Source organism: Thauera sp. SWB20 (genome assembly GCF_000831325.1).
Classification (GTDB): domain Bacteria; phylum Pseudomonadota; class Gammaproteobacteria; order Burkholderiales; family Rhodocyclaceae; genus Thauera; species Thauera aminoaromatica.
Genome location: NZ_JTDM01000018.1, coordinates 66,596 through 85,094 on the forward strand (window position 1 = coordinate 66,596; position 18,499 = coordinate 85,094).

The 18,499-nt window shown below is 59.6% G+C and carries 14 protein-coding genes, 1 pseudogene and 1 CRISPR repeat array; of the genes and pseudogenes, 9 read left to right on the top strand and 6 right to left on the bottom strand.

The window, feature by feature from the left end; all coding sequences use genetic code 11:
* Window positions 1-28: 28 nt before the first annotated feature.
* The 3 genes and pseudogenes from PO78_RS22270 to qacK all read left to right on the top strand — a co-directional run.
* Window positions 29-202, top strand: a pseudogene (locus tag PO78_RS22270) (tyrosine-type recombinase/integrase); the annotation flags it as partial.
* A gap of 12 nt (window positions 203-214) precedes the next feature.
* Window positions 215-1,399: an IS91 family transposase gene (locus PO78_RS10715; RefSeq protein WP_043743701.1), complete on the top strand. Its 1,185-nt coding sequence runs from the start codon at window positions 215-217 to the stop codon at window positions 1,397-1,399.
* Between the two features lie 445 nt (window positions 1,400-1,844).
* Entirely contained in the window at window positions 1,845-2,177 is a 333-nt protein-coding gene (gene qacK, locus PO78_RS21895; RefSeq protein WP_052484405.1) for a quaternary ammonium compound efflux SMR transporter QacK, read from the top strand.
* A 429-nt stretch (window positions 2,178-2,606) separates the two neighbouring features.
* Here qacK and PO78_RS23635 read toward each other — a convergent pair whose 3' ends face one another.
* The 3 genes from PO78_RS23635 to PO78_RS22865 all read right to left on the bottom strand — a co-directional run bounded on the left by PO78_RS23635 (window position 2,607) and on the right by PO78_RS22865 (window position 7,459).
* The gene (locus PO78_RS23635; protein WP_443080473.1) at window positions 2,607-3,113 is read right to left on the bottom strand and encodes a HEPN domain-containing protein; all 507 of its coding nucleotides are present in this window, start codon (window positions 3,111-3,113) and stop codon (window positions 2,607-2,609) included.
* Window positions 3,110-4,219, bottom strand: coding sequence for a DUF262 domain-containing protein (locus PO78_RS22275; protein WP_043743705.1), 1,110 nt, complete (start codon window positions 4,217-4,219; stop codon window positions 3,110-3,112). The genes PO78_RS23635 and PO78_RS22275 overlap by 4 nt, the downstream gene beginning before the upstream one ends.
* 831 nt (window positions 4,220-5,050) lie before the next feature.
* The gene (locus PO78_RS22865) at window positions 5,051-7,459 is read right to left on the bottom strand and encodes a PEP-CTERM sorting domain-containing protein (protein ID WP_156147803.1); all 2,409 of its coding nucleotides are present in this window, start codon (window positions 7,457-7,459) and stop codon (window positions 5,051-5,053) included.
* A 162-nt stretch (window positions 7,460-7,621) separates the two neighbouring features.
* Here PO78_RS22865 and PO78_RS10725 point away from each other — a divergent pair, with 162 nt between their 5' ends.
* A complete protein-coding gene (locus PO78_RS10725; RefSeq protein ID WP_004357889.1) occupies window positions 7,622-8,983 on the top strand; it encodes an IS1380 family transposase in 1,362 nt (453 codons plus the stop codon).
* An 849-nt stretch (window positions 8,984-9,832) separates the two neighbouring features.
* Here PO78_RS10725 and PO78_RS10730 read toward each other — a convergent pair.
* Entirely contained in the window at window positions 9,833-11,017 is a 1,185-nt protein-coding gene (locus PO78_RS10730) for an IS4 family transposase (protein WP_110820759.1), read from the bottom strand.
* On the opposite strand from PO78_RS10730, the gene PO78_RS22870 reads away from it, so the two are divergent.
* On the top strand, window positions 10,910-11,368 hold the full coding sequence (locus tag PO78_RS22870; RefSeq protein ID WP_156147804.1) for a hypothetical protein: 459 nt from the start codon (window positions 10,910-10,912) through the stop codon (window positions 11,366-11,368). The genes PO78_RS10730 and PO78_RS22870 overlap by 108 nt on opposite strands.
* A 157-nt stretch (window positions 11,369-11,525) precedes the next feature.
* Here the strand turns inward: PO78_RS22870 and PO78_RS10735 are convergent, their stop codons facing one another.
* Window positions 11,526-11,978 carry a hypothetical protein gene (locus tag PO78_RS10735; protein ID WP_052484406.1) on the bottom strand — a complete coding sequence of 151 codons (453 nt, stop codon included), beginning with the start codon at window positions 11,976-11,978 and terminating at the stop codon, window positions 11,526-11,528.
* Window positions 11,979-12,101: 123 nt separating this feature from the next.
* Between PO78_RS10735 and PO78_RS10740 the strand changes: the two genes are divergently transcribed.
* Both PO78_RS10740 and PO78_RS10745 read left to right on the top strand, forming a co-directional pair.
* Entirely contained in the window at window positions 12,102-13,187 is a 1,086-nt protein-coding gene (locus tag PO78_RS10740; protein ID WP_043743707.1) for an IS5 family transposase, read from the top strand.
* A gap of 548 nt (window positions 13,188-13,735) precedes the next feature.
* Window positions 13,736-14,920 (top strand): IS4 family transposase, encoded by a 1,185-nt coding sequence (locus PO78_RS10745; protein ID WP_110820759.1) that lies wholly within the window; start codon window positions 13,736-13,738, stop codon window positions 14,918-14,920.
* Here the strand turns inward: PO78_RS10745 and PO78_RS22875 are convergent.
* The gene (locus PO78_RS22875; protein ID WP_156147805.1) at window positions 14,912-15,412 is read right to left on the bottom strand and encodes a hypothetical protein; all 501 of its coding nucleotides are present in this window, start codon (window positions 15,410-15,412) and stop codon (window positions 14,912-14,914) included. The genes PO78_RS10745 and PO78_RS22875 overlap by 9 nt on opposite strands.
* Between PO78_RS22875 and PO78_RS21900 the strand changes: the two genes are divergently transcribed.
* The gene (locus PO78_RS21900) at window positions 15,405-16,310 is read left to right on the top strand and encodes a competence protein CoiA family protein (RefSeq protein ID WP_197068767.1); all 906 of its coding nucleotides are present in this window, start codon (window positions 15,405-15,407) and stop codon (window positions 16,308-16,310) included. The two genes, PO78_RS22875 and PO78_RS21900, sit on opposite strands and share 8 nt — an antisense overlap.
* 264 nt (window positions 16,311-16,574) lie before the next feature.
* A complete protein-coding gene (locus tag PO78_RS10755; protein WP_052484408.1) occupies window positions 16,575-17,669 on the top strand; it encodes a hypothetical protein in 1,095 nt (364 codons plus the stop codon).
* Window positions 17,670-18,040: 371 nt separating this feature from the next.
* Window positions 18,041-18,494: direct repeats of the CRISPR family, unit length 27 nt; unit sequence GTCTCCCTGTGCGAACAGGGGTCGAAG.
* Window positions 18,495-18,499 lie beyond the last annotated feature (5 nt).

Sequence of the window (18,499 nt, forward strand, 5' to 3'; positions counted from 1 at the left end):
CTGAGATGACCCCAAGACGGGCGGCATCCACACGCTGCGCCACGCCTTCGCCACCCATCTGCTGGAGGCCGGCGTCGATCTGGCCACGCTCGCGAAGCTCCTGGGCCACGGCCACCTGTCGACCACGCAGCGCTACCTGCATCTGGCGCGTCCGGGTTCAATCCCACACGACAGCCCGCTCGATCTGCTGCGCCGGCTCTGAGGCCGAGCGGCCATGGACCGGCCCACGCTGGCCGGCATTCTGCGCGCGCACGGCGAAGACTACCGGCGAGGCCACACCCTGTCGGCGGTGCAGACACGGGCCTGGCGAGCCATCGTCGACTGCCGCACCGCAGCGCTCGGCGGTGTGCGCGAGCGTTGCGCGAACTGCGGCGCCGAGCGCCATGTCTGGCGTTCATGTCGCAACCGCCATTGCCCGCAGTGCCAGACGCGGGCCAAGGAGGCCTGGCGCGCGGCGCGCCTGCGCGAGGTGCTGCCGGTGCCCTACGCGCACTGGGTGTTCACGCTACCCCACGCGCTCAATCCACTGGCGATCCGGCACCCGCGCTGGCTCTACGGCGCGTTATTCGACAGTGCGGCGGCCACCTTGCTCGAGCTCGCCGCCAACCCGCGCTGGCTGAGCGCCGTGCCCGGTTTCAGCCTCGTGCTCCACACCTGGAGTCAGGACCTGCGCATGCACCTGCATGTGCACGCCCTGATCACCTGCGGCGGGCTCGACGCCGAGGGCGGCTGGCGCGCCCCGGTGCGCGGCGCCACCTTCCTGTTTCCGGTCCGGGCCGCCTCGCAGGTGTTTCGCGGCAAGTTCCTCGCGCGGCTCGACGCAGCCCGCCGCAGCGGCGAACTGCCCGACGATCCGCAAGGTGCGCCGGATGCATGGCACGCCCGGCGCAGTGCGTTGCTCGCGCATGACTGGGTGGTCTACGCCAAGCCGCCGCCGGGCGGGCCCGCCCAGGTGCTCGACTACCTTGCCCGCTACACGCACCGCGTGGCGCTCTCGAACGACCGCCTGCTCGGCTGCAATGCGGGTCAGGTGCGCCTTCGGGTGCGTGACAACGAAACCGGCGGCAAGCGCACGGTGAGCATGCCGACCGACGAGTTCATCGGACGCTTCCTGCGTCACGTGCTGCCGGCCGGCTTCAAGCGCCTGCGCCACTACGGGTTGCTCGCCTGCGGCCACAAGCGTGCCCGGCTTGCTGCCGCGCGTGCCGCGCTCCAGACGCCGGCACCGCAGCCGGCGGTGATCGAAGCGGCCGCAGACTTCCTCGCCCGCGTGAGCGGTGAGGACCCGCGATGCTGCCCGCACTGTGGGGTCGGGCGTTGGCACACGGTCGAGATCGTCATGGCTCGCCGGTACGATCCGCCCGCGCCTGCACCGCGCTGTCGGGATGGGCCGCCATGAACACTCACGCTCCCCCGTCTCGGCCCTTGCCGATGCAACGTCCGCACCGGCAGGCCGTGGCACGTCCCCCGTGTGCTGAACGCGACCGACACCGCACGCCGGATGCACGGCCGGCACCCGATCGCTGCCCATTACGGCGATGGTCGCGAGCGGCTCAGCGGCGTCGGATACTCGTTGCTGACCCGACCCTGCCGCGCGCTATCCGATGTGGATGACCCGCGCGTAGAATCCCCAGTATCACCGCCTGAGCGGCGGTTCAGTTCAACAAGGCTTATCCCTCGCGGCAGGCGCCTGCGCACCGAGCGGCGCTTGCGGCGCGAGGGATAAACCCTATTCGTTAGATGTAATTAACCGGAAAGTTGCGCACGAATAATTTTTTTCTTCAAGACTGCAACTTTAAGAGAAAAGAACACATAATCCCTTCGAATCATATTGGAGGCGGATCATGAAAAGCTGGTTATTTCTTACTGTTGCAATTCTTGGAGAGGTAGTTGCAACATCTGCATTAAAGTCCAGTGAAGGTTTTACGAAGCTCGTACCATCTTTCATCGTAATTGTTGGCTATGGAATTGCATTTTATTTCCTTTCATTGGTCTTGAAGTCTATTCCTATAGGGGTGGCCTATGCAGTTTGGTCTGGCCTTGGCGTAGTATTAGTCACTGCTGTTGCATGGGGGCTTTACGGGCAAAAGATTGATGCATGGGGTTTCGTGGGTATTAGTTTAATAGTTTGCGGTGTATTGGTTTTAAATTTGCTTTCTAAAGCAAGCGTTCATTAAGTGGCACTGGCATCTAACAATCGGCAGCAGGCGGACAGCCTACACTACGCGGTTTTGTGTTACTCGCTGCGCTCAAACATTAACACAAAACCGCTCCGTTACGGCTGCCGCTGTGCCGGGCGTTGAATGACAGCTTTCCCAAAAGCTCTACGGCTGCTCTGGGTCGAAACGACTCACCAGCCAGTGGCAGCTTTCGGGAAGCGAACCTTCAACGTCGGCTTTCCGGCGGTGAGTTCGAAGAGTTGTCGGTCGCCACCCGACCCTAAGGCGACGGTGGCTCCCACGAAAAGCGGTCGTTGAGTATGTAGCCCGGAAGCAGCGTAGCGAAATCCGGGTTAGTGGTTACTCAACCGCCGAGTCCCGCAGTCGGGCCAATCGCCCTCGTCCGGGCTACGCTCGCTGTTCTCGCTCGGTTTACACTTTCAATCTTCACCGTGGATCGAAAGTCTTAATAAACCAATTCGCAATCTCTTTCGCTGGAGCAACTAAGCTCAGTGCCTTTCTAGTTCCGATGCCTTCGTTCAGGCCATGAGAGATGACATTCCTACGATCAACAAGAAAGGCGAGCTCCCTTTGCAACTTTTCGTCGTCGGCCTTTAACATCGTTTCGAGTTGATCCGCCCAAGTTGCGTCAAATCTCTTCGTTAGATCGATGAGTTTGACGGAACTGGGGTTCCTGCCTACGCCAAACCAGCTTGACCCGAATGATGAGGAACGAGGGCAAGATTTACTCTTTAAATAGGCTTTGCAACATTCTTCAACCACCTGTTCTAGGTATCCGCATGTTCGGACGACCAGGAAGCGGGCAAGCGCAGCGCTAACCTCGTCGGATCTGCTCGCATCGTTGCTCGCCACGACTTTCTCGAGAGAAGTCAGTGATTTCGTGAGATTTGTGATAGTTAGGTGCGGCCACGCTTCGTTCCAGGCCAATTTCAAAGCTCCGCAAATGCTTTAGTTCCGGCTTCCAAACGGCTCTTTACTTGCTCTTCATCAGCAGTCGAACGCGTAAATGCTTCATTGAAGGCTGCCGACCCACGCATTGTGTCTATGGCAACTGAAACGCTGGCAGCATCAGGCGCATTGCCGCCTTGATCAAGCCGTCTCATTAAGCCGACCATCACGGACTCTGTAAGCGCGGCGTTCACCTGTTGGCCTCGTAGACGAAACGCATTCCTCCCTGCGTGATCGCTAATTATCTCGGTGGCGAGCCTAAATACCTCTCTAGTTGCCTCAAGTTCAGGCGATACATTTGGGCGATTTTTTGCTGCGAAGTCATTGAGAAACTTCTTTAGGGGTCTACTGTATTTGGCTGCGTTTACGTACAAGGCGACTATTCGAAGCACAAGCTCTTGATCTCGCAAGCGTGGGGAACGATTGCCGTATAGAGCTCTCCAGCTGTCGAGGCGGTTTAGATCCTCCAAGAAATCGATGAATGGGCCAGCATGTAACGCCACGCGAATCTCGTGGGGAGTTAGTTGAGTTCCACCGGAATTCAGGCGCTCGAAAATATTGTAAACGGCGTCGAGTGCTTCCGGAGTGCCATCGCTGGCAACCAAGATCGCCTGGATGAATGTATTGTCAAATTTACGGCGTAGATCATCAGGCAGCCCCTTATAGGTTAACCCCTTGAACCGGTCTGCAACATTATCGAGGCTAAAAACTCTCCCCCCATATATGCCGTCTACAAAAAAGCGAAGGGTAGAGAGTCTTTGCTGCCCGTCAAGAACAAGGTAACGGTTGTCACTTTGCTTGACCAAGAATATTCCTGGGATCGGATATCCAAGCAGCAGCGACTCAATGAACCTGTCCATCTGAGGCTTTCGCCAAACGAAGCCTCGCTGAAACCCATCCGCCTCGATTCGATCATCATTGTGACCGAAAGAGGGAACAAGTATGTCTTCTTGGACTATGCGCCTCACCAAACCATTTACATCGAAATCTTGGCCTGAGTAGGTAACTTCTCGCGCGTCGCGCTCTGATTCCTGGAGGTCGGCAATTTCCTGTGGGTTCAGCAGTTCGGGCTCTTTGGCGCTATCTGTCATGGCATTCCTCAATCTGTACCTATGTCTTCAAAATATGCATTATTCGTACCCCTCATGGCGCTTGACGCTGATGACAATATCTAGGTCGATTGAAGGTTTTGTCCGGATCAGTCACCGGTTTTGTGCGGATGAGCCCGAAGGCCGCTCTTGGCCCGGACTCCCCGATCGGACTGCGCCGAGACCGGCCCGTCGTTCCCAACATTCTTCGACCGGCCTCTCAATCCGTGAGCGACAGCCCGGGTCCGACCCAATCGCGACAATCGTCTTGCTGCGAAGCAGTCATTCAATGGGCAGGCTGGAGGCCTGCACGAGAGAGCCAAGCCCACCCTTTACGGCCCCTGCCTTGGTCGATCTGCAACATCAGGCGTTCATCGACGTCGGTGACCAGTAGATGGGTACCCTCGGACGCACGCCGGTCGGGCGCCTGCGCCCTTCAACCATGTGAAACGGAGAGGGGGCCACGTCCGCAGGCCCGAGCGCTTCAGGCAAGGGACCGAAGTAGCAGGCGCACTCGCTGACGTATTCAACATAAAGAATCCAGCGTTCTCGGCGCAATTTAGAATGCCGAGGTTTTCAAGTATGTGCTAGCGAAGGCGCGTCTCGAATAAGCTCCCGTCGGAACTAAGCTGAGGGCAGCAAACAGCAACACCATCCTTCCACAATGCGAACCTCGCGCCAATCTGTCGGCTCCAGTTCCACAACGCGTGGATCAACCCTGCCGCGCCAGCGGTTTCATCCAATAGGCGACACCCACCATCTCTCATGGGATCTGAGCAGGTTCCGACAACCCAGAACGTAGCCCCCAGCAGGTGACAAGCCGAAGCTATCCGCCTACTCTGGCATGTCTACCAGCCCGTTGGTGCCAGGCCGAACGGAAGGTAAGACTTTGAGGATCGTGCATTGCCCCCATGAGGGAAACGCCGAATCGCTGCTGGGGGTAGTCCCAGTATCAAGGAGAACGTTAAGAAAATTAGGGCTCGCCGCGCTTGTTGTTACCTTGAATGAGACTTTCTTCTTCAAGGAACTCGGGAGACCGTCCCCGTACTGTGCGCCGCCAAAAGTGAATGGTGCGCTGATGGGATCAAAGGGTGACGAATCCCAGTACTTGACCTGCAGAATGTTAACAAGGAAGACATCCCAATATCCCGTTCCACCAGCCGTGGGCGCGTTGTAGGAGTCCCAAGTGTTCAGATTGCAGTCCAATTCGACTTGGTAGGATGGGTTCGGCGGGAGTCCGCCAGAAAAGCCATGCCTCGATGGCGACTGGAAACCGGATTCCAGCGGCGTGAGAGGTGCGCCAAACCGAATTACCTTTCCGCGACGCAGAGGATCCTCAGGCCCAACTTCCGGAGGGGTTGGACATCCACCGCAATCCTTCCATTGGATGATATTAACAAGGTTCTTGAATAGTGAAGGGTACCAGATCTCGATGTTAAGAGCTTGTCCTCCAACTCCCGCATAGCCACCCCAGTTCTTACCAACCACCGGTGTATATTGCCAAAACGCTGCGGTCGCCCTATTCGCAGGGGTAACCGAAAGATTCTCCCACGAGCATGACGATCCAGCGCACGTCTTGTTTTCGACGTTAGGCGCCCAACCACCAATAGTCTCACCCTTGGAATCAATATCATCCAGGAACTTGCGGAATCTTGAAACACCGCAATCAAGCTGAGCTCGAAAAGTCTTGGCGCAGCCTTTGGCCCCCATCCAGCCATCAGCAGGTTCGCTCGGTTTTGAACTGGAGGTAACCAGTAGCGATTCTTTTTGCATAGTCACAAGAATAACTTGTGGGTTGATTCTATACTTCTGAGCTAAATCATAAATGAGTTGCGCCGGCGAGAATTTGACTCCGTCCGTGTCCGTGTACGTATCATCGATTGTTTTCGTTTTGAGGAAGCTCCCTCTTTCCGTTAGCAAGTCCAAAATCTGCTGTGGGTTCATTGCAGTCGAATCTTCCATCACGTCGTCGCTGATAAACGCAGAGTTTACGGCAGGATCAATTGTGGCTGATGCCGCAGGGGCTGAAAGCATTGCCGGCAAAGCCGTCTCGGCTGCACTTGACGAATCGATAAATTTTGGAATAGTGAGCGATCCAAAATCCTTAAGTACGTCGCCACTCAATCCCAAGACTTGAAGCTTATAATCGAACATTCCTAGTGAACCATCAATACCGTCGAACAAAGGTAAAATGAAATTTTCGGCATCGTAGTCGAAATCCTGGACCGCTTCCCATGTGTTCGATCCGTGTTGCGATCGGAGAAGCCTCAGTGCCTTGGTATTGGTCGGCAACGGCCCACCAAAGTAAACGGCGATCCCGCCCGTGCCAAGGTTGATTGCCCATAGATCCTTCGCCTTATTGAATACCGTTGTATCCGACCGAACGGATAAATAGAACGGCGACGAGGCAACTCGCAGGAGCTTTCCCTTGACAGCAACGCTGATCTGGAGCCGCAACTCCGAAGGAGTGTCTTCCGAAATCAAGATCGTGGCCGTGTATGTTCCGTCCAGGGAGAGCTCATCACCTGCTGTCCCATCGTCGCGGAGAATACCAAGCGTCCTGATAATCCTTCCATTATTATCAACGAGCTGAGCAGCGACCCCTGTCGGAAGAACTCCCACCCCGCTTATAACGGCACGTACCTTAACTTCGGTTGGAATGCCATTGGGGATCACTGATGGATCGACATCGATACTTTCGATGGTTACAGCTTCCGTCGTACCGCTCAGAGACAAAGTCATAGTAGCCGATGACGAGTTTGGAACTGGGCGGGGCTTTAATTGTGCATATGAAGCCGCGCTACCCAGCATGGCGAACGCTATAAACGCGGTGTAGGCCAGTTTAGACAAAACGGTACTCGCGGTTGCGCCGATGCACCCGCCAGCCCATCGTGTCACCCTCACTAGCAAGATTCCCGCACCAGTTAGGAACACGAGGATCAAGGTTCCAGGTTCCGGAACTGAGAGGGCAGTTGTCGAAAACGCCAAGTCGTCGAAAACGAAGGAAAAGCCGCCTGGATCGCCCATGATGGTCACGCTGGAAATCACGGGCGACGTGTAGGAGAATCCAAGGAGCTCATTTGGGGAGCTACCGAAATCACCCGAAACAAGAGTATTGTTACTGAATTTGCTCACAATCAGATCAAGCAACACACCGTTGGAATCAAAGGCCGCGAGCTCAAGAGGGGCCGCGTAAGTGAAGAATGCAGAGACAAACCTCATTGGCGAGAGGAATTTAATCACAACCGGTCCAGTGTTATCGTACGCGACATTCGATCCACCGTAGGGCGGAAACTCCAGTTCATTTAACGATAACCTGAATCCGTGTTCGCTTAGCCGGAAATCCAGCCTAACGCATTGATGTAATTGTATAATTACGCATCCGAGCCTTTCACCCAACCGACCATGCCGCGCTTCGAAGTCAAGCAATCCGCCAAGCTCAATCTGACGTCCTACTCGGGCCTGGCGTTGATCGGGCAGTGCTGCCAGGCGGCACAGGTCGAGGCGGTGATCGACCCGAGGCTGCCGGTGTCGCAGGGTATGCGGAGCTCGGACCTGGTCAAGTCGGTGGTGGGGCTGCTGAGCCTGGGCAAAAGCGACTTCGAGGCGATCGAGCCGTTTCGCGGCGACCGCTTCTTCAAGGAAGCGCTCGGGCTCGCCAAGGTGCCCGGCAGCGTGTGGATGCGCCAACGGCTCGATGCCCGCGCGGCCGAGCTGCGCGAGCTGACCGACGAGCTGAGCCTGCGCCTGCTCGAGCGCACCGAGGCGCCGATCACGGCGCACAAGGGCTACGTCTGCGCCGATCTGGACACCTTCGTGATGGACAACTCCGACACCAAGAAGGAGGCGGTCAGCCGCACTTACCAGGGCGTCGATGGCTACACGCCGATCGCGCTGTACCTGGGCAACGAGGGCTGGAACCTCGGCCTGGAGCTGCGCGCGGGGTCGCACCACTCGGCGCTGGAGACCGAGTATTTCTTCGAGCGCGCGTTCCCGCGCCTGCGCCGGGTGTGCGCGGCCGATGCGAAGCTGCTGTGGCGGGCCGACAGCGGCTTCGACAGCGCCCGGCTGCTGTTCGCGCTGGCCGACGAGCGCGATCGCTGGGCAGCGCTGGGGCGTTCGTTCGACTACCTCACCAAGTGGAATCCGCGCCGTCAGGACAAGACCGCCTGGGTGGACCGGGCCGAGGCCGCCGGCGTCTTCGAGGAAGTGCGCGCGGGCAAGCGGGTGGGGCTGCTGGACCTGAAGATCGACCGTGCCTGGAAGAAGGCCAAGCGCACGCTGCGTCTGGTGGTGCGGGTGACCGAGCGCACGATCGACAAGAAGGGCCAGCACCTGCTGACCCCCGAGATCGAGATCGAAGGCTGGTGGACCAGCCTCGAAGTGGCGATGGCCGACGTGATCGAGCTCTACAAGCACCACGGCACGCACGAGCAGTTCCACTCCGAGATCAAGACCGACCTGGACCTCGAGCGCCTGCCCTCGGGCAAGTTCGACACCAACGACGCGGTCATGCATCTGGCCGCGTTCGCCTACAACTGCCTGCGCCTGATCGGCCAACTCGGGCTGACCGGCGAGCTCTCGCCGATCCGTCACCCGGCCAAGCGCCGACGCATCAAGACAGTGCTGCAGGAGGTGATGTACCGTGCGGCGAAGTTCGTCGAACACGCCCGCCGCCTGGTGCTGGACTTCGGACGCGGCGTCGCCGCGCATGTGAAGGTGTTCACCACGGTGCAGGCGCGACTGTGCGCGGTGGCTTCGCCGTGATGCAAATCCGACGGCCGGATTCTCCGAATCGAGGCCATTTCGCTGCGGCGAAAGGGCGACGGCCGCGTGGGAGCAGGAAAATGACGTAGCGCACCCCCCGTAAGCCCGGCTCGCCGGGCCTCCGGGCCGTGAAAGGACGGTGCTCGGGGCTGCGGTGAGCTGAGATTGGGAGTCAGGCAGCAGAAAAATCATGCGCTGGGGCTCGCGGAGCGGGTACGCGCTGAAGACAACACGGATTCAGGGATAAGCCTGCCGAGATTGCAGTCGCAAGATCAAAGGTAACTAGTTCGCTGGTCTCATAGAAATCTCGAACTGGCGTATCGTCCGTAAGCTCTTCGAATCCTATGACGGCAGCGAACGACGCATGCGCCGCAATTAGTGTCATCCCTGCAGCAAAGAGGATTTGCCTCAGAACGCGTTTCATTGCATGCCCCCAATTGATAGAAATTAGCTTCACTATGCAGAAGCTTCACCTTTTCGCATTTTTTGATCGGCCGCTAAAGGTGAAATACAACCCATAGAACTCACGCGCATTTGAAAGTCTATGCGGCGGGTCTCTATGGAAGCCCTGGTCCATTCAGAGGCGGTGAAACATGGCAGTAATGAACTCGTCATCGCATTGAGAAATACGATCTACTAGGCGGCCGCCAATAGCTTCTGGCCGGACTGAGAACCCCCCCCCCCGACACAAGCCTACTGCCATGTCATTGGCTCAGCATAGACGGGCGCCATGGATTCGCAAGTGAAATGTAACGGTCACCGGCCGCTACTGGCCGGAGTCGTGAGGTCACGAACGGCAGCTTCGTGGCAGCGAAACTCACAGAAGGGCCCCGTGCCTCAGCAATGCTCTCAACTTAACGCTCCCTTATAGGACATATGCAAATGTGGCTTGCTTCGGGGCGGTCGTGGGTAGCTTCTGCCTGGCTGGATGCGGCATCGACTGCGGCCCATGGCGGCCAGGGTATCGGGCAATGCCGCCCATGCCTGAGCGATGCCGAGCAGGCACCCGGCGAGGATGGGCTTGAGTGCGCCGAATGCGTAGGTGCGATTCGGGCGGGAGCCGGTCTGGATGGCGTCGTCGGTGCCGCTGCCGCTGAGCAGTGCGCACAGGTTGTCGGCCAGAATCTTGGCGGCGAAGTCCTGCTGCAGGGCGAGGTAGTTCAACCCCGTCGTGGCCTCGAGGCGCAGACGATGCTTGATGCGCTTGAAGGCCTCCTCGACGCGCCAGCGCTGGTGATAGAGCGCGCTGAACTGCGCGGCCGGATACGACTGGGCATCGAGCAGGTTGGTCATCAGGACGCGGATCTGGCCGTTCGGAGCGATGTTGCGGATCAGGCGCACGGTGGTGGCGGTGCGGGCCAGATCGAACGTGCTGGCATCGCGTGCGGTGGGCGGCGACAGTGTGACCACGCGCTCGGCCTCGTTCGAGCGTCGGAAGTCGGCGACGCAACGCCAGCCGCTGGCATCGACGCGCAGACAGAAGGCCATGCCGTGTTGCGCCAGCGTCGCTGCCATGGTGTTGCCGACGTAACCTCGGTCGAGCACGAGCAGATCCTGCGCCGGATCGAGTGCGTCGAGCGCCTCGAACAGCATCTGCCGCTCCGAGCCGTCGGCCGGATGCAGACTGGCGTGCAGCGTGAGTTCGGTGCCCGGCAGAAACAAGGCAAACGCGTAGTGGTCCGCCGTCAGTGCGGCCGTCTTGCGTGTCGACACACGCAGGCGCGACGCATCAGCCGCCACCACGCGGCGGCCATTCCAGCGTGCCGCCTCTATGTGCGGGCGCGCCAGGTGCAGCAGGTGCGCACTGGCCAATTCGAACAGCCGGCCCGAAAACCCCTGGCGGGCCTTGCTGAAGGCCTGTGCGCTGACCTCGCGGATCCGCCCGGGCACCGCATGCAGGCGACCGAAAAAGGCGTCGAGTTCGGCTTGAACGCTCGCGCACATGCCCGAGATCATCATGGCCGCCAGGCGCGGCAGGGTGAGCTTGCGATCGCGGGTGAAGGCCCCAGGCCGAAGACGTACCTGCTCGGCCAGCGCGGGGTCGAGCAGAAAGTCAGCGAACTCGGACAGCAGCGACTCGTGGTCGAGTATTCGAGTTCATATTGTCTATTTATCAATGACTTAACGAACGCCATTTTACCCGTTTCCCATAGGGTTCACAAGGGCTATAAGCTAAAGTTGAGAGCATTGCGTGCCTCAGCGGCGGCTTCGGGGAAGTCCGGATGCCCGGTTTGGGTCGATACTTCCAGTTGGCAGGATGGAGAAGCCGCCGTTCGCCCTTGCCTGACGCTCGAACGGCAGGTGACCAACACATTGCTGCCTGACTGTGCCATCAAGCCACCGGCAGCTGAGGCCGAGAACGCGACACATCTCAATCACAGCTGACGCGAAGCCGCCGGCAATCATCACTTCCGACATGCTCCGGGACGCATGGCGTTCACCTCATCCGATTGAATGCCGACGAGACCCGGGGCGAGTTACAGGCTAACGGGACTTTCTCTCAGCGACTCCGAGGCGTCACGCTTAGCGGGGACGTAACTCATCACTCACGGCGAAGCTCAACCGAGCGCAGGTATCGCCCGTTGCGAGTAACGTGATCAAACGAGAAAACGTGTTCGACGGGGGAGTGCTCGCACCGCCCGACCAGCCTGCCCCAAAACTCGAGCCCGCCGGTCTTGACGGTGATTTTGCCTGCACAGATCGGACAAGTCGTCGCGTAGCGAACGGCCTTGATGGACCTATCACCGAATCGCGGCGGCTCGCGCCGCTCCAAGAGGCGATCATCGTCGACGGACTGCATCCACCACGGCGCAACTACGATTTTGCGATCCGCAAGTCTCAGGATGCGCCCTGTCGTACTCCAGAATACGATGCCAAAGACGAACAACGTTGCCGCCGAGCTCCAGACATGCCTGTCGGCACCCGACTTCGAATACAACATCTGAACTAGAACGAGGACGAGGATCAGGGCAAAAATAACGATCGACGAGATCACGGCACCAAGCAGCAGACCGCGCCTCCACCCCTCTAGCAGGTTGTTGATTTAGCCAGATCCGAGCACTGGCAAGGCTTTTCGGGACGTTACAATACGATCTGCATTACCACTCTAATTGTTCCTATGCGCGGCGCCGACCATAAACAAAGCCCCCTGTTCAGCTACGTCAATCTCGAGGATCGAATTCCCCGAGACCACCCGCTGCGTCGCGTGAAGGTGCTCGCCGATCTGGTTTTGCGTTCGATGTCTGCGCATTTCGATGCGCTCTATGCCGAAGGCGGACGTCCCTCGATTGCGCCGGAGCGGCTGCTGCGCGCCTCGCTGCTGCAATGCCTGTTTTCGATCCGCTCGGAACGTGCGCTGGTCGAACATATCGACTTCAACATGATGTACCGCTGGTTCGTCGGGCTGACGCTGGACGAGGCGATCTGGGATCACTCGACGTTCTCGGCCAACCGCGAGCGCCTGCTCAAGGAGAGCGTGATGCGCGAGTTCTTCGGCGGCGTTGTGGCGATTGCCGAATGGGCCGAGCTGGTGTCCGATGAGCATTTCAGCGTCGACGGCTCGTTGCTGCGGGCGTGGGCCTCGCACAAGAGCATGGCCGCGCGCGACGGCTCGGATGAGCCACCCGGACCGGATCAGGGGCGCAACCCTGAGGTCGATTTCCGGGGCAAGAAGCGCTCGAACGCGACGCATGTTTCGCGCACCGACCCCGATTCGCGGCTCGCGAGCAAGGGCGGCGGCATGGCGTTTCTGAGCTACACCACGCACGCCCTGGCCGAGAACCGGCACGGGCTGATCGTCGATGTGCACACGACCACAGCGACCGGGACCGCCGAACGTGAGGCCGCGCTGGTGATGGTCAAGCGCAGCGTCAAGCCGGTGAGTGGGGGCCGCAAACCCACCGTGGCTGCAGATCGGGGTTACGACACCGCCGAATTCGTGGGCGCCCTGACAGCACTGGGCATCGCCCCGCATGTGGCCGCCAAGATCAAGGGCAGTGCAGTGCCGGAGTGCGTCAAGGCCACCGAAGGCTACGCGGTCAGTCTGCGTCGGCGGAAGATGATCGAGGAAGCCTTCGGCTGGGTGAAGGATATCGGCACGCTGCGTCGTTTGATGGCGCGCGGCCTGGACAAGATTCGCGCGCATGCGCTGCTCAATTTCGCTGCGTACAACCTGACGCGATTGGGCAATTTGTTGGCGTCGTAATTCGTTGGCGCTCTCGCGCCATTCGAAGTGCGGCATGGGATAGGAAACAACGTCTTTGCAGCGACGGGAGCGCTGCTGAATTGCGGTAGCGGAATCGGCTCGAAAGACGGCTGGAAAGTGCTTCATGCCGAACCACGCCAGAGTTCTTCAGGGTCCACTTTTCCCAGCCAAGCTGGAAACCGAAGGTGATGATGCAATTTTCAACACCCTGCTAGCCGATAACCACGCCCTAGCACTCGCACGAAAAAGCGCGCGTCCTGTATATCCTCGCAAACGTAACGGACATCTCCAGCCACTCCGAAAGTTTCGGGCTCGACGGCTTCTTTGGCACGCGATTTAGCGTTAGCGGCACCCCACTCGATCCGGTACCGAGTGACTCGCCCGGCGCCCCCCAATGCTCTCAACTTTAGCTTATAGCCCTTGTGAACCCTATGGGAAACGGGTAAAATGGCGTTCGTTAAGTCATTGATAAATAGACAATATGAACTCGAATACTCGACCACGAGTCGCTGCTGTCCGAGTTCGCTGACTTTCTGCTCGACCCCGCGCTGGCCGAGCAGGTACGTCTTCGGCCTGGGGCCTTCACCCGCGATCGCAAGCTCACCCTGCCGCGCCTGGCGGCCATGATGATCTCGGGCATGTGCGCGAGCGTTCAAGCCGAACTCGACGCCTTTTTCGGTCGCCTGCATGCGGTGCCCGGGCGGATCCGCGAGGTCAGCGCACAGGCCTTCAGCAAGGCCCGCCAGGGGTTTTCGGGCCGGCTGTTCGAATTGGCCAGTGCGCACCTGCTGCACCTGGCGCGCCCGCACATAGAGGCGGCACGCTGGAATGGCCGCCGCGTGGTGGCGGCTGATGCGTCGCGCCTGCGTGTGTCGACACGCAAGACGGCCGCACTGACGGCGGACCACTACGCGTTTGCCTTGTTTCTGCCGGGCACCGAACTCACGCTGCACGCCAGTCTGCATCCGGCCGACGGCTCGGAGCGGCAGATGCTGTTCGAGGCGCTCGACGCACTCGATCCGGCGCAGGATCTGCTCGTGCTCGACCGAGGTTACGTCGGCAACACCATGGCAGCGACGCTGGCGCAACACGGCATGGCCTTCTGTCTGCGCGTCGATGCCAGCGGCTGGCGTTGCGTCGCCGACTTCCGACGCTCGAACGAGGCCGAGCGCGTGGTCACACTGTCGCCGCCCACCGCACGCGATGCCAGCACGTTCGATCTGGCCCGCACCGCCACCACCGTGCGCCTGATCCGCAACATCGCTCCGAACGGCCAGATCCGCGTCCTGATGACCAACCTGCTCGATGCCCAGTCGTATCCGGCCGCGCAGTTCAGCGCGCTCTATCACCAGCGCTGGCGCGTCGAGGAGGCCTTCAAGCGCATCAAGCATCGTCTGCGCCTCGAGGCCACGACGGGGTTGAACTACCTCGCCCTGCAGCAGGACTTCGCCGCCAAGATTCTGGCCGACAACCTGTGCGCACTGCTCAGCGGCAGCGGCACCGACGACGCCATCCAGACCGGCTCCCGCCCGAATCGCACCTACGCATTCGGCGCACTCAAGCCCATCCTCGCCGGGTGCCTGCTCGGCATCGCTCAGGCATGGGCGGCATTGCCCGATACCCTGGCCGCCATGGGCCGCAGTCGATGCCGCATCCAGCCAGGCAGAAGCTACCCACGACCGCCCCGAAGCAAGCCACATTTGCATATGTCCTATAAGGGAGCGTTAAGTTGAGAGCATTGCGGCGCCCCCTCCCTCAACCTTGTTGAGCAACGGAACAACGTCGGCTCCAACATCGCACAGCGCCTGCCGAACGCCTTCCTCCTTTGTGGGCCACAGTTCAAGCAACTTGTTCCACTGCCGACGAACGTCGTCCGATACCCGATCCTTGTCTGTGCAATCGGACCATCCGTGCCGCCTGAGACGACCTATCTCAAGCGCAACATCCATCGCGGAAAAACCGTCGGTGGCTTGCTCCGGATCAGCAACCGAAAGCCGGCAGATCGCGCGCAGCACCTGCACATCGAGCCGATTACTCTCCTTCCAGCCTGAAGAAAGTTTCTCTAACAGTTCAGCGAGTTGCGAAGCGTTCAACCCCGTTTGAACCCCGTTTTGCTCCTGTTCGCCATGCGAACGATCGGAAAAATGGACCCCGGCAGTACCCATACGAATAGGAGTAAGACAAATGGAAAGGCTCAGTTTGCTGCAGTCATTCGCAATGGACAAGAACGGGCGCATCCGTTCGATCGATGAGGTCAACCGCGGCTTGGCATGCGAGTGCGTCTGTCCCTGCTGTGAAGAACCGGTCCTTGCCCGTCAGGGGGACGTTCGAGAGTGGCACTTTGCCCACGCATCCGGGTCCGAGTGCGACGGCGGGGCAGAGGGAGCACTGCACGCCGCCGCTAAACAGCTGCTGCTCGAAAGTGGCGGCATGGCGATTCCAGAAAGGCGAGTCACCGCATCAGCATCGCTCCCCGATGGGCGACATGCGGCAGCCGAAGCTGCGCGCCCTGAAGCCTGGATCGATTTCGCCACGATAGAGGCCGAAAGGAAGATCGGCGAGTTGCGACCCGACATCATCGCCACGGTCGGCACCGAGGTCATCTTCATCGAAGTAGCCGTCACCCACTTCATCGACCGGGAGAAAGCAACGAAGATTGAATCGCTCGGCTTCCCGACGCTCGAAATAGACATCGCAAAGCTCCACCGCGAAAAGTGGTCCTGGGAGGAGTTATTTGGCGTCGTCGTTGAAGGCGTCACGGCGAAACGCTGGATTAGCCCCATGTCGGGCAAGGCACTCCACGACGAGGCGCACTCCGCCGCGATTCAAGCAGCTTTTGCCTTGCCGGCTGTACCCCTACCGCACACGCCCCCTCAAAAGCCACCGCGAACTCGCTTCATGGTCGGAGGGCGGATCGTCGATCTCATCGAACTACCATTCGGTATCGCCCTATGGAACAGCTTCGATCCGTCCGTCAATGCGGTCACCAAGTCACTCATGCAGCGCGTAGGCGGACGGTGGCAACCTCGTTTCAAAAATTGGCTAGCGCCAATTGAAGCGAAGGACTACGTGCTCAGCGAGTTGACCAAACTCTCAAGCGCGCCACCCACCCGCAGGGGTTAATCGCGAAAAGCCCGGCGAGGTCGCCCGTTCCCTACTCGAAATCGGCGGGGTTGAAATCGACGACTTCCCGCCGGGCGAAACCAACGAGCAAACGACTGGCACAGAACTATGCCCATGAGCTATCGTTACGCAGACGTTGTTGCCCTTCAATGATAATCCCCTCCCTTCCCATCCCGTCATTCGTCACTCACCCTCACCCCTTTGGACTACCCCGTTCAAAGCTGCCGGCAACTTGCACAAAACAAATGGAAGCTAGCACTCCTCATGCCCGCGCCGAACCGGATAGATCTCGCCCACCACTACTTCGTAAACGACCTTCCGGGCAGCACCATCCCCGCGAGCCGTTTGTGCGACGTCCTCGACAAACTTCAGGAGGGTCGTCCGCTCACTGCGAACGGACTGAACTACCTGCGGCAACTGGGCCTCGCTGCCCTTGGGCAACTCGCCCGAGGAGAGATCGCGTATGAAACGTTTCGGCCACTCGCTAAAACGGAACAGGCCAAGCGCGAACAGACGGCCGAAGCCGAGCGGCACGCCAAACACGAATCCATGCTGGCCAAGGCCGCCGAACAGAAGGCACGCGAAGCCGAGTATTGGGCACAACAGGAAGCAGCCCGTCTGGCGCGGGAGAGTGATCCCAAATACATCGCAAAGATGAAGAACCGGGCACTCCGAGACCGCTACGGCATCGACATCTTCATCGAGCAAGCCCATTTTCCTCGGCTGATGAATATCCTTCGTCGCTTCGATGATGGCAACCGCCTGTCAGACGATGATGTGCTATGGCTGACGACTGAGGGCCAGGGTTATTACAGCGATCTTCTCCAAGCAGCCTTCCACGAACGCGAGGGCGAGTTCTACGCCAGCGAGTACCGGCGGACATCCGACCCGTGGAACGCAGTCAACGCAAGCGGGCACTTCCGCAAGTGCAAGCAGGCCCGAAAAGCCGACGATCTGCTCACTTCGATCCCTTCAGAGCGACAGAAACCGCCGAAGTTGAGGTCGGCGATTGCCACGACCCACGGAGGAGTCATGCGCGATCTGAAACGCCTAGACGATGCGTTGAGCCTCGGCAATCAGGCCCATGCACTCACGCCGAACGACTTCCGCCCCTGCACCCTACTCGGTGCCGTCAACTTCGAACTCGGGCACTACGACATAGCCCGCGACTGGTACACCAAAGCGATCGAGCGCGGGGCAACCGAGCGCTCAATCGACTACGATCTACGCGGCATCTTCCTTCGCGCAGATCCGGCAAGGCGCGAAGAAATCAAGGCATTCCTGCTACGCGAGGACCCAGTCCGTTACCGTTGGGTCAACAACCTGCAGGGCAAGATGCCACGCTCGACGGGAGAATGAGTGCCCTAGTTGTTAGTCGTTCAGACGTCGCAAGCGGTGGCCGCTAGGTCTACGCCGTACCGCAGCCTCTCATCTGACGGGGCGTGGCCGGCCGTAATGGCCGAGTAGGAGCCCCACATCATCGCGACGTCAGAGGTGAAGCCAAGAGCGAAAGTCCAACCGATGAAGCATGTCCCTCGCGGTCGTTGCGTGTGCCATCGGAGTTTGGAATCACGGCACGCGGTGTTACGAATATATTGCCACTCGCGTTCTATTGAAGGCCTAACGGGGGTCCTGCGTTACGATAATTTCGAAGATAATCCGGAAAAGTGGGGTCGCAGAAGCCGCACGAATGCTGGGTTGCCTGTTACGAATATATTGTGCAGAAACAGATCTCCCTGTGCGAACAGGGTTCGAAGGCAGGCAGCGGCGATGGCTGCTTGGCGCTCTTGGGTCTCCCTGTGCGAACAGGGGTCGAAGGAAGCGGCGAGGACTGTCCGCACGGCTGGTCCGGGTCTCCCTGTGCGAACAGGGGTCGAAGGGCAATGCCGCGCCTCCCATCGTCGCGGCTGACTGTCTCCCTGTGCGAACAGGGGTCGAAGGTGAGCGGTTGCCGAACGGCTGGCGCTTCTCCGGGTCTCCCTGTGCGAACAGGGGTCGAAGTTGATCCGGGTCGCCCACGGCAAGGCGCCTGCAGGTCTCCCTGTGAGAACAGGGGTCGAAGGGCGCAGGGGCCAAAGGCCCCGAAGGTCTTCACGGTCTCCCTGTGCGAACAGGGGTCGAAGCCGATACCCGCCTCATCCAGGACTACCTCGGGCGGTCTCCCTGTGCGAACAGGGGTCGAAGGCTGG

Bases quoted from the DNA above. Each gene is read 5' to 3' on its own strand.
- PO78_RS10715 (WP_043743701.1), top strand. From the start codon at position 215: ATGGACCGGCCCACGCTGGCCGGCATTCTGCGCGCGCACGGCGAAGAC.
- qacK (WP_052484405.1), top strand. From the start codon at position 1,845: ATGAAAAGCTGGTTATTTCTTACTGTTGCAATTCTTGGAGAGGTAGTT.
- PO78_RS10755 (WP_052484408.1), top strand. From the start codon at position 16,575: ATGCCCGCGCCGAACCGGATAGATCTCGCCCACCACTACTTCGTAAAC.
- PO78_RS21900 (WP_197068767.1), top strand. From the start codon at position 15,405: ATGGACAAGAACGGGCGCATCCGTTCGATCGATGAGGTCAACCGCGGC.
- PO78_RS10740 (WP_043743707.1), top strand. From the start codon at position 12,102: ATGCGCGGCGCCGACCATAAACAAAGCCCCCTGTTCAGCTACGTCAAT.
- PO78_RS10725 (WP_004357889.1), top strand. From the start codon at position 7,622: ATGCCGCGCTTCGAAGTCAAGCAATCCGCCAAGCTCAATCTGACGTCC.
- PO78_RS22275 (WP_043743705.1), bottom strand. From the start codon at position 4,219: ATGACAGATAGCGCCAAAGAGCCCGAACTGCTGAACCCACAGGAAATT.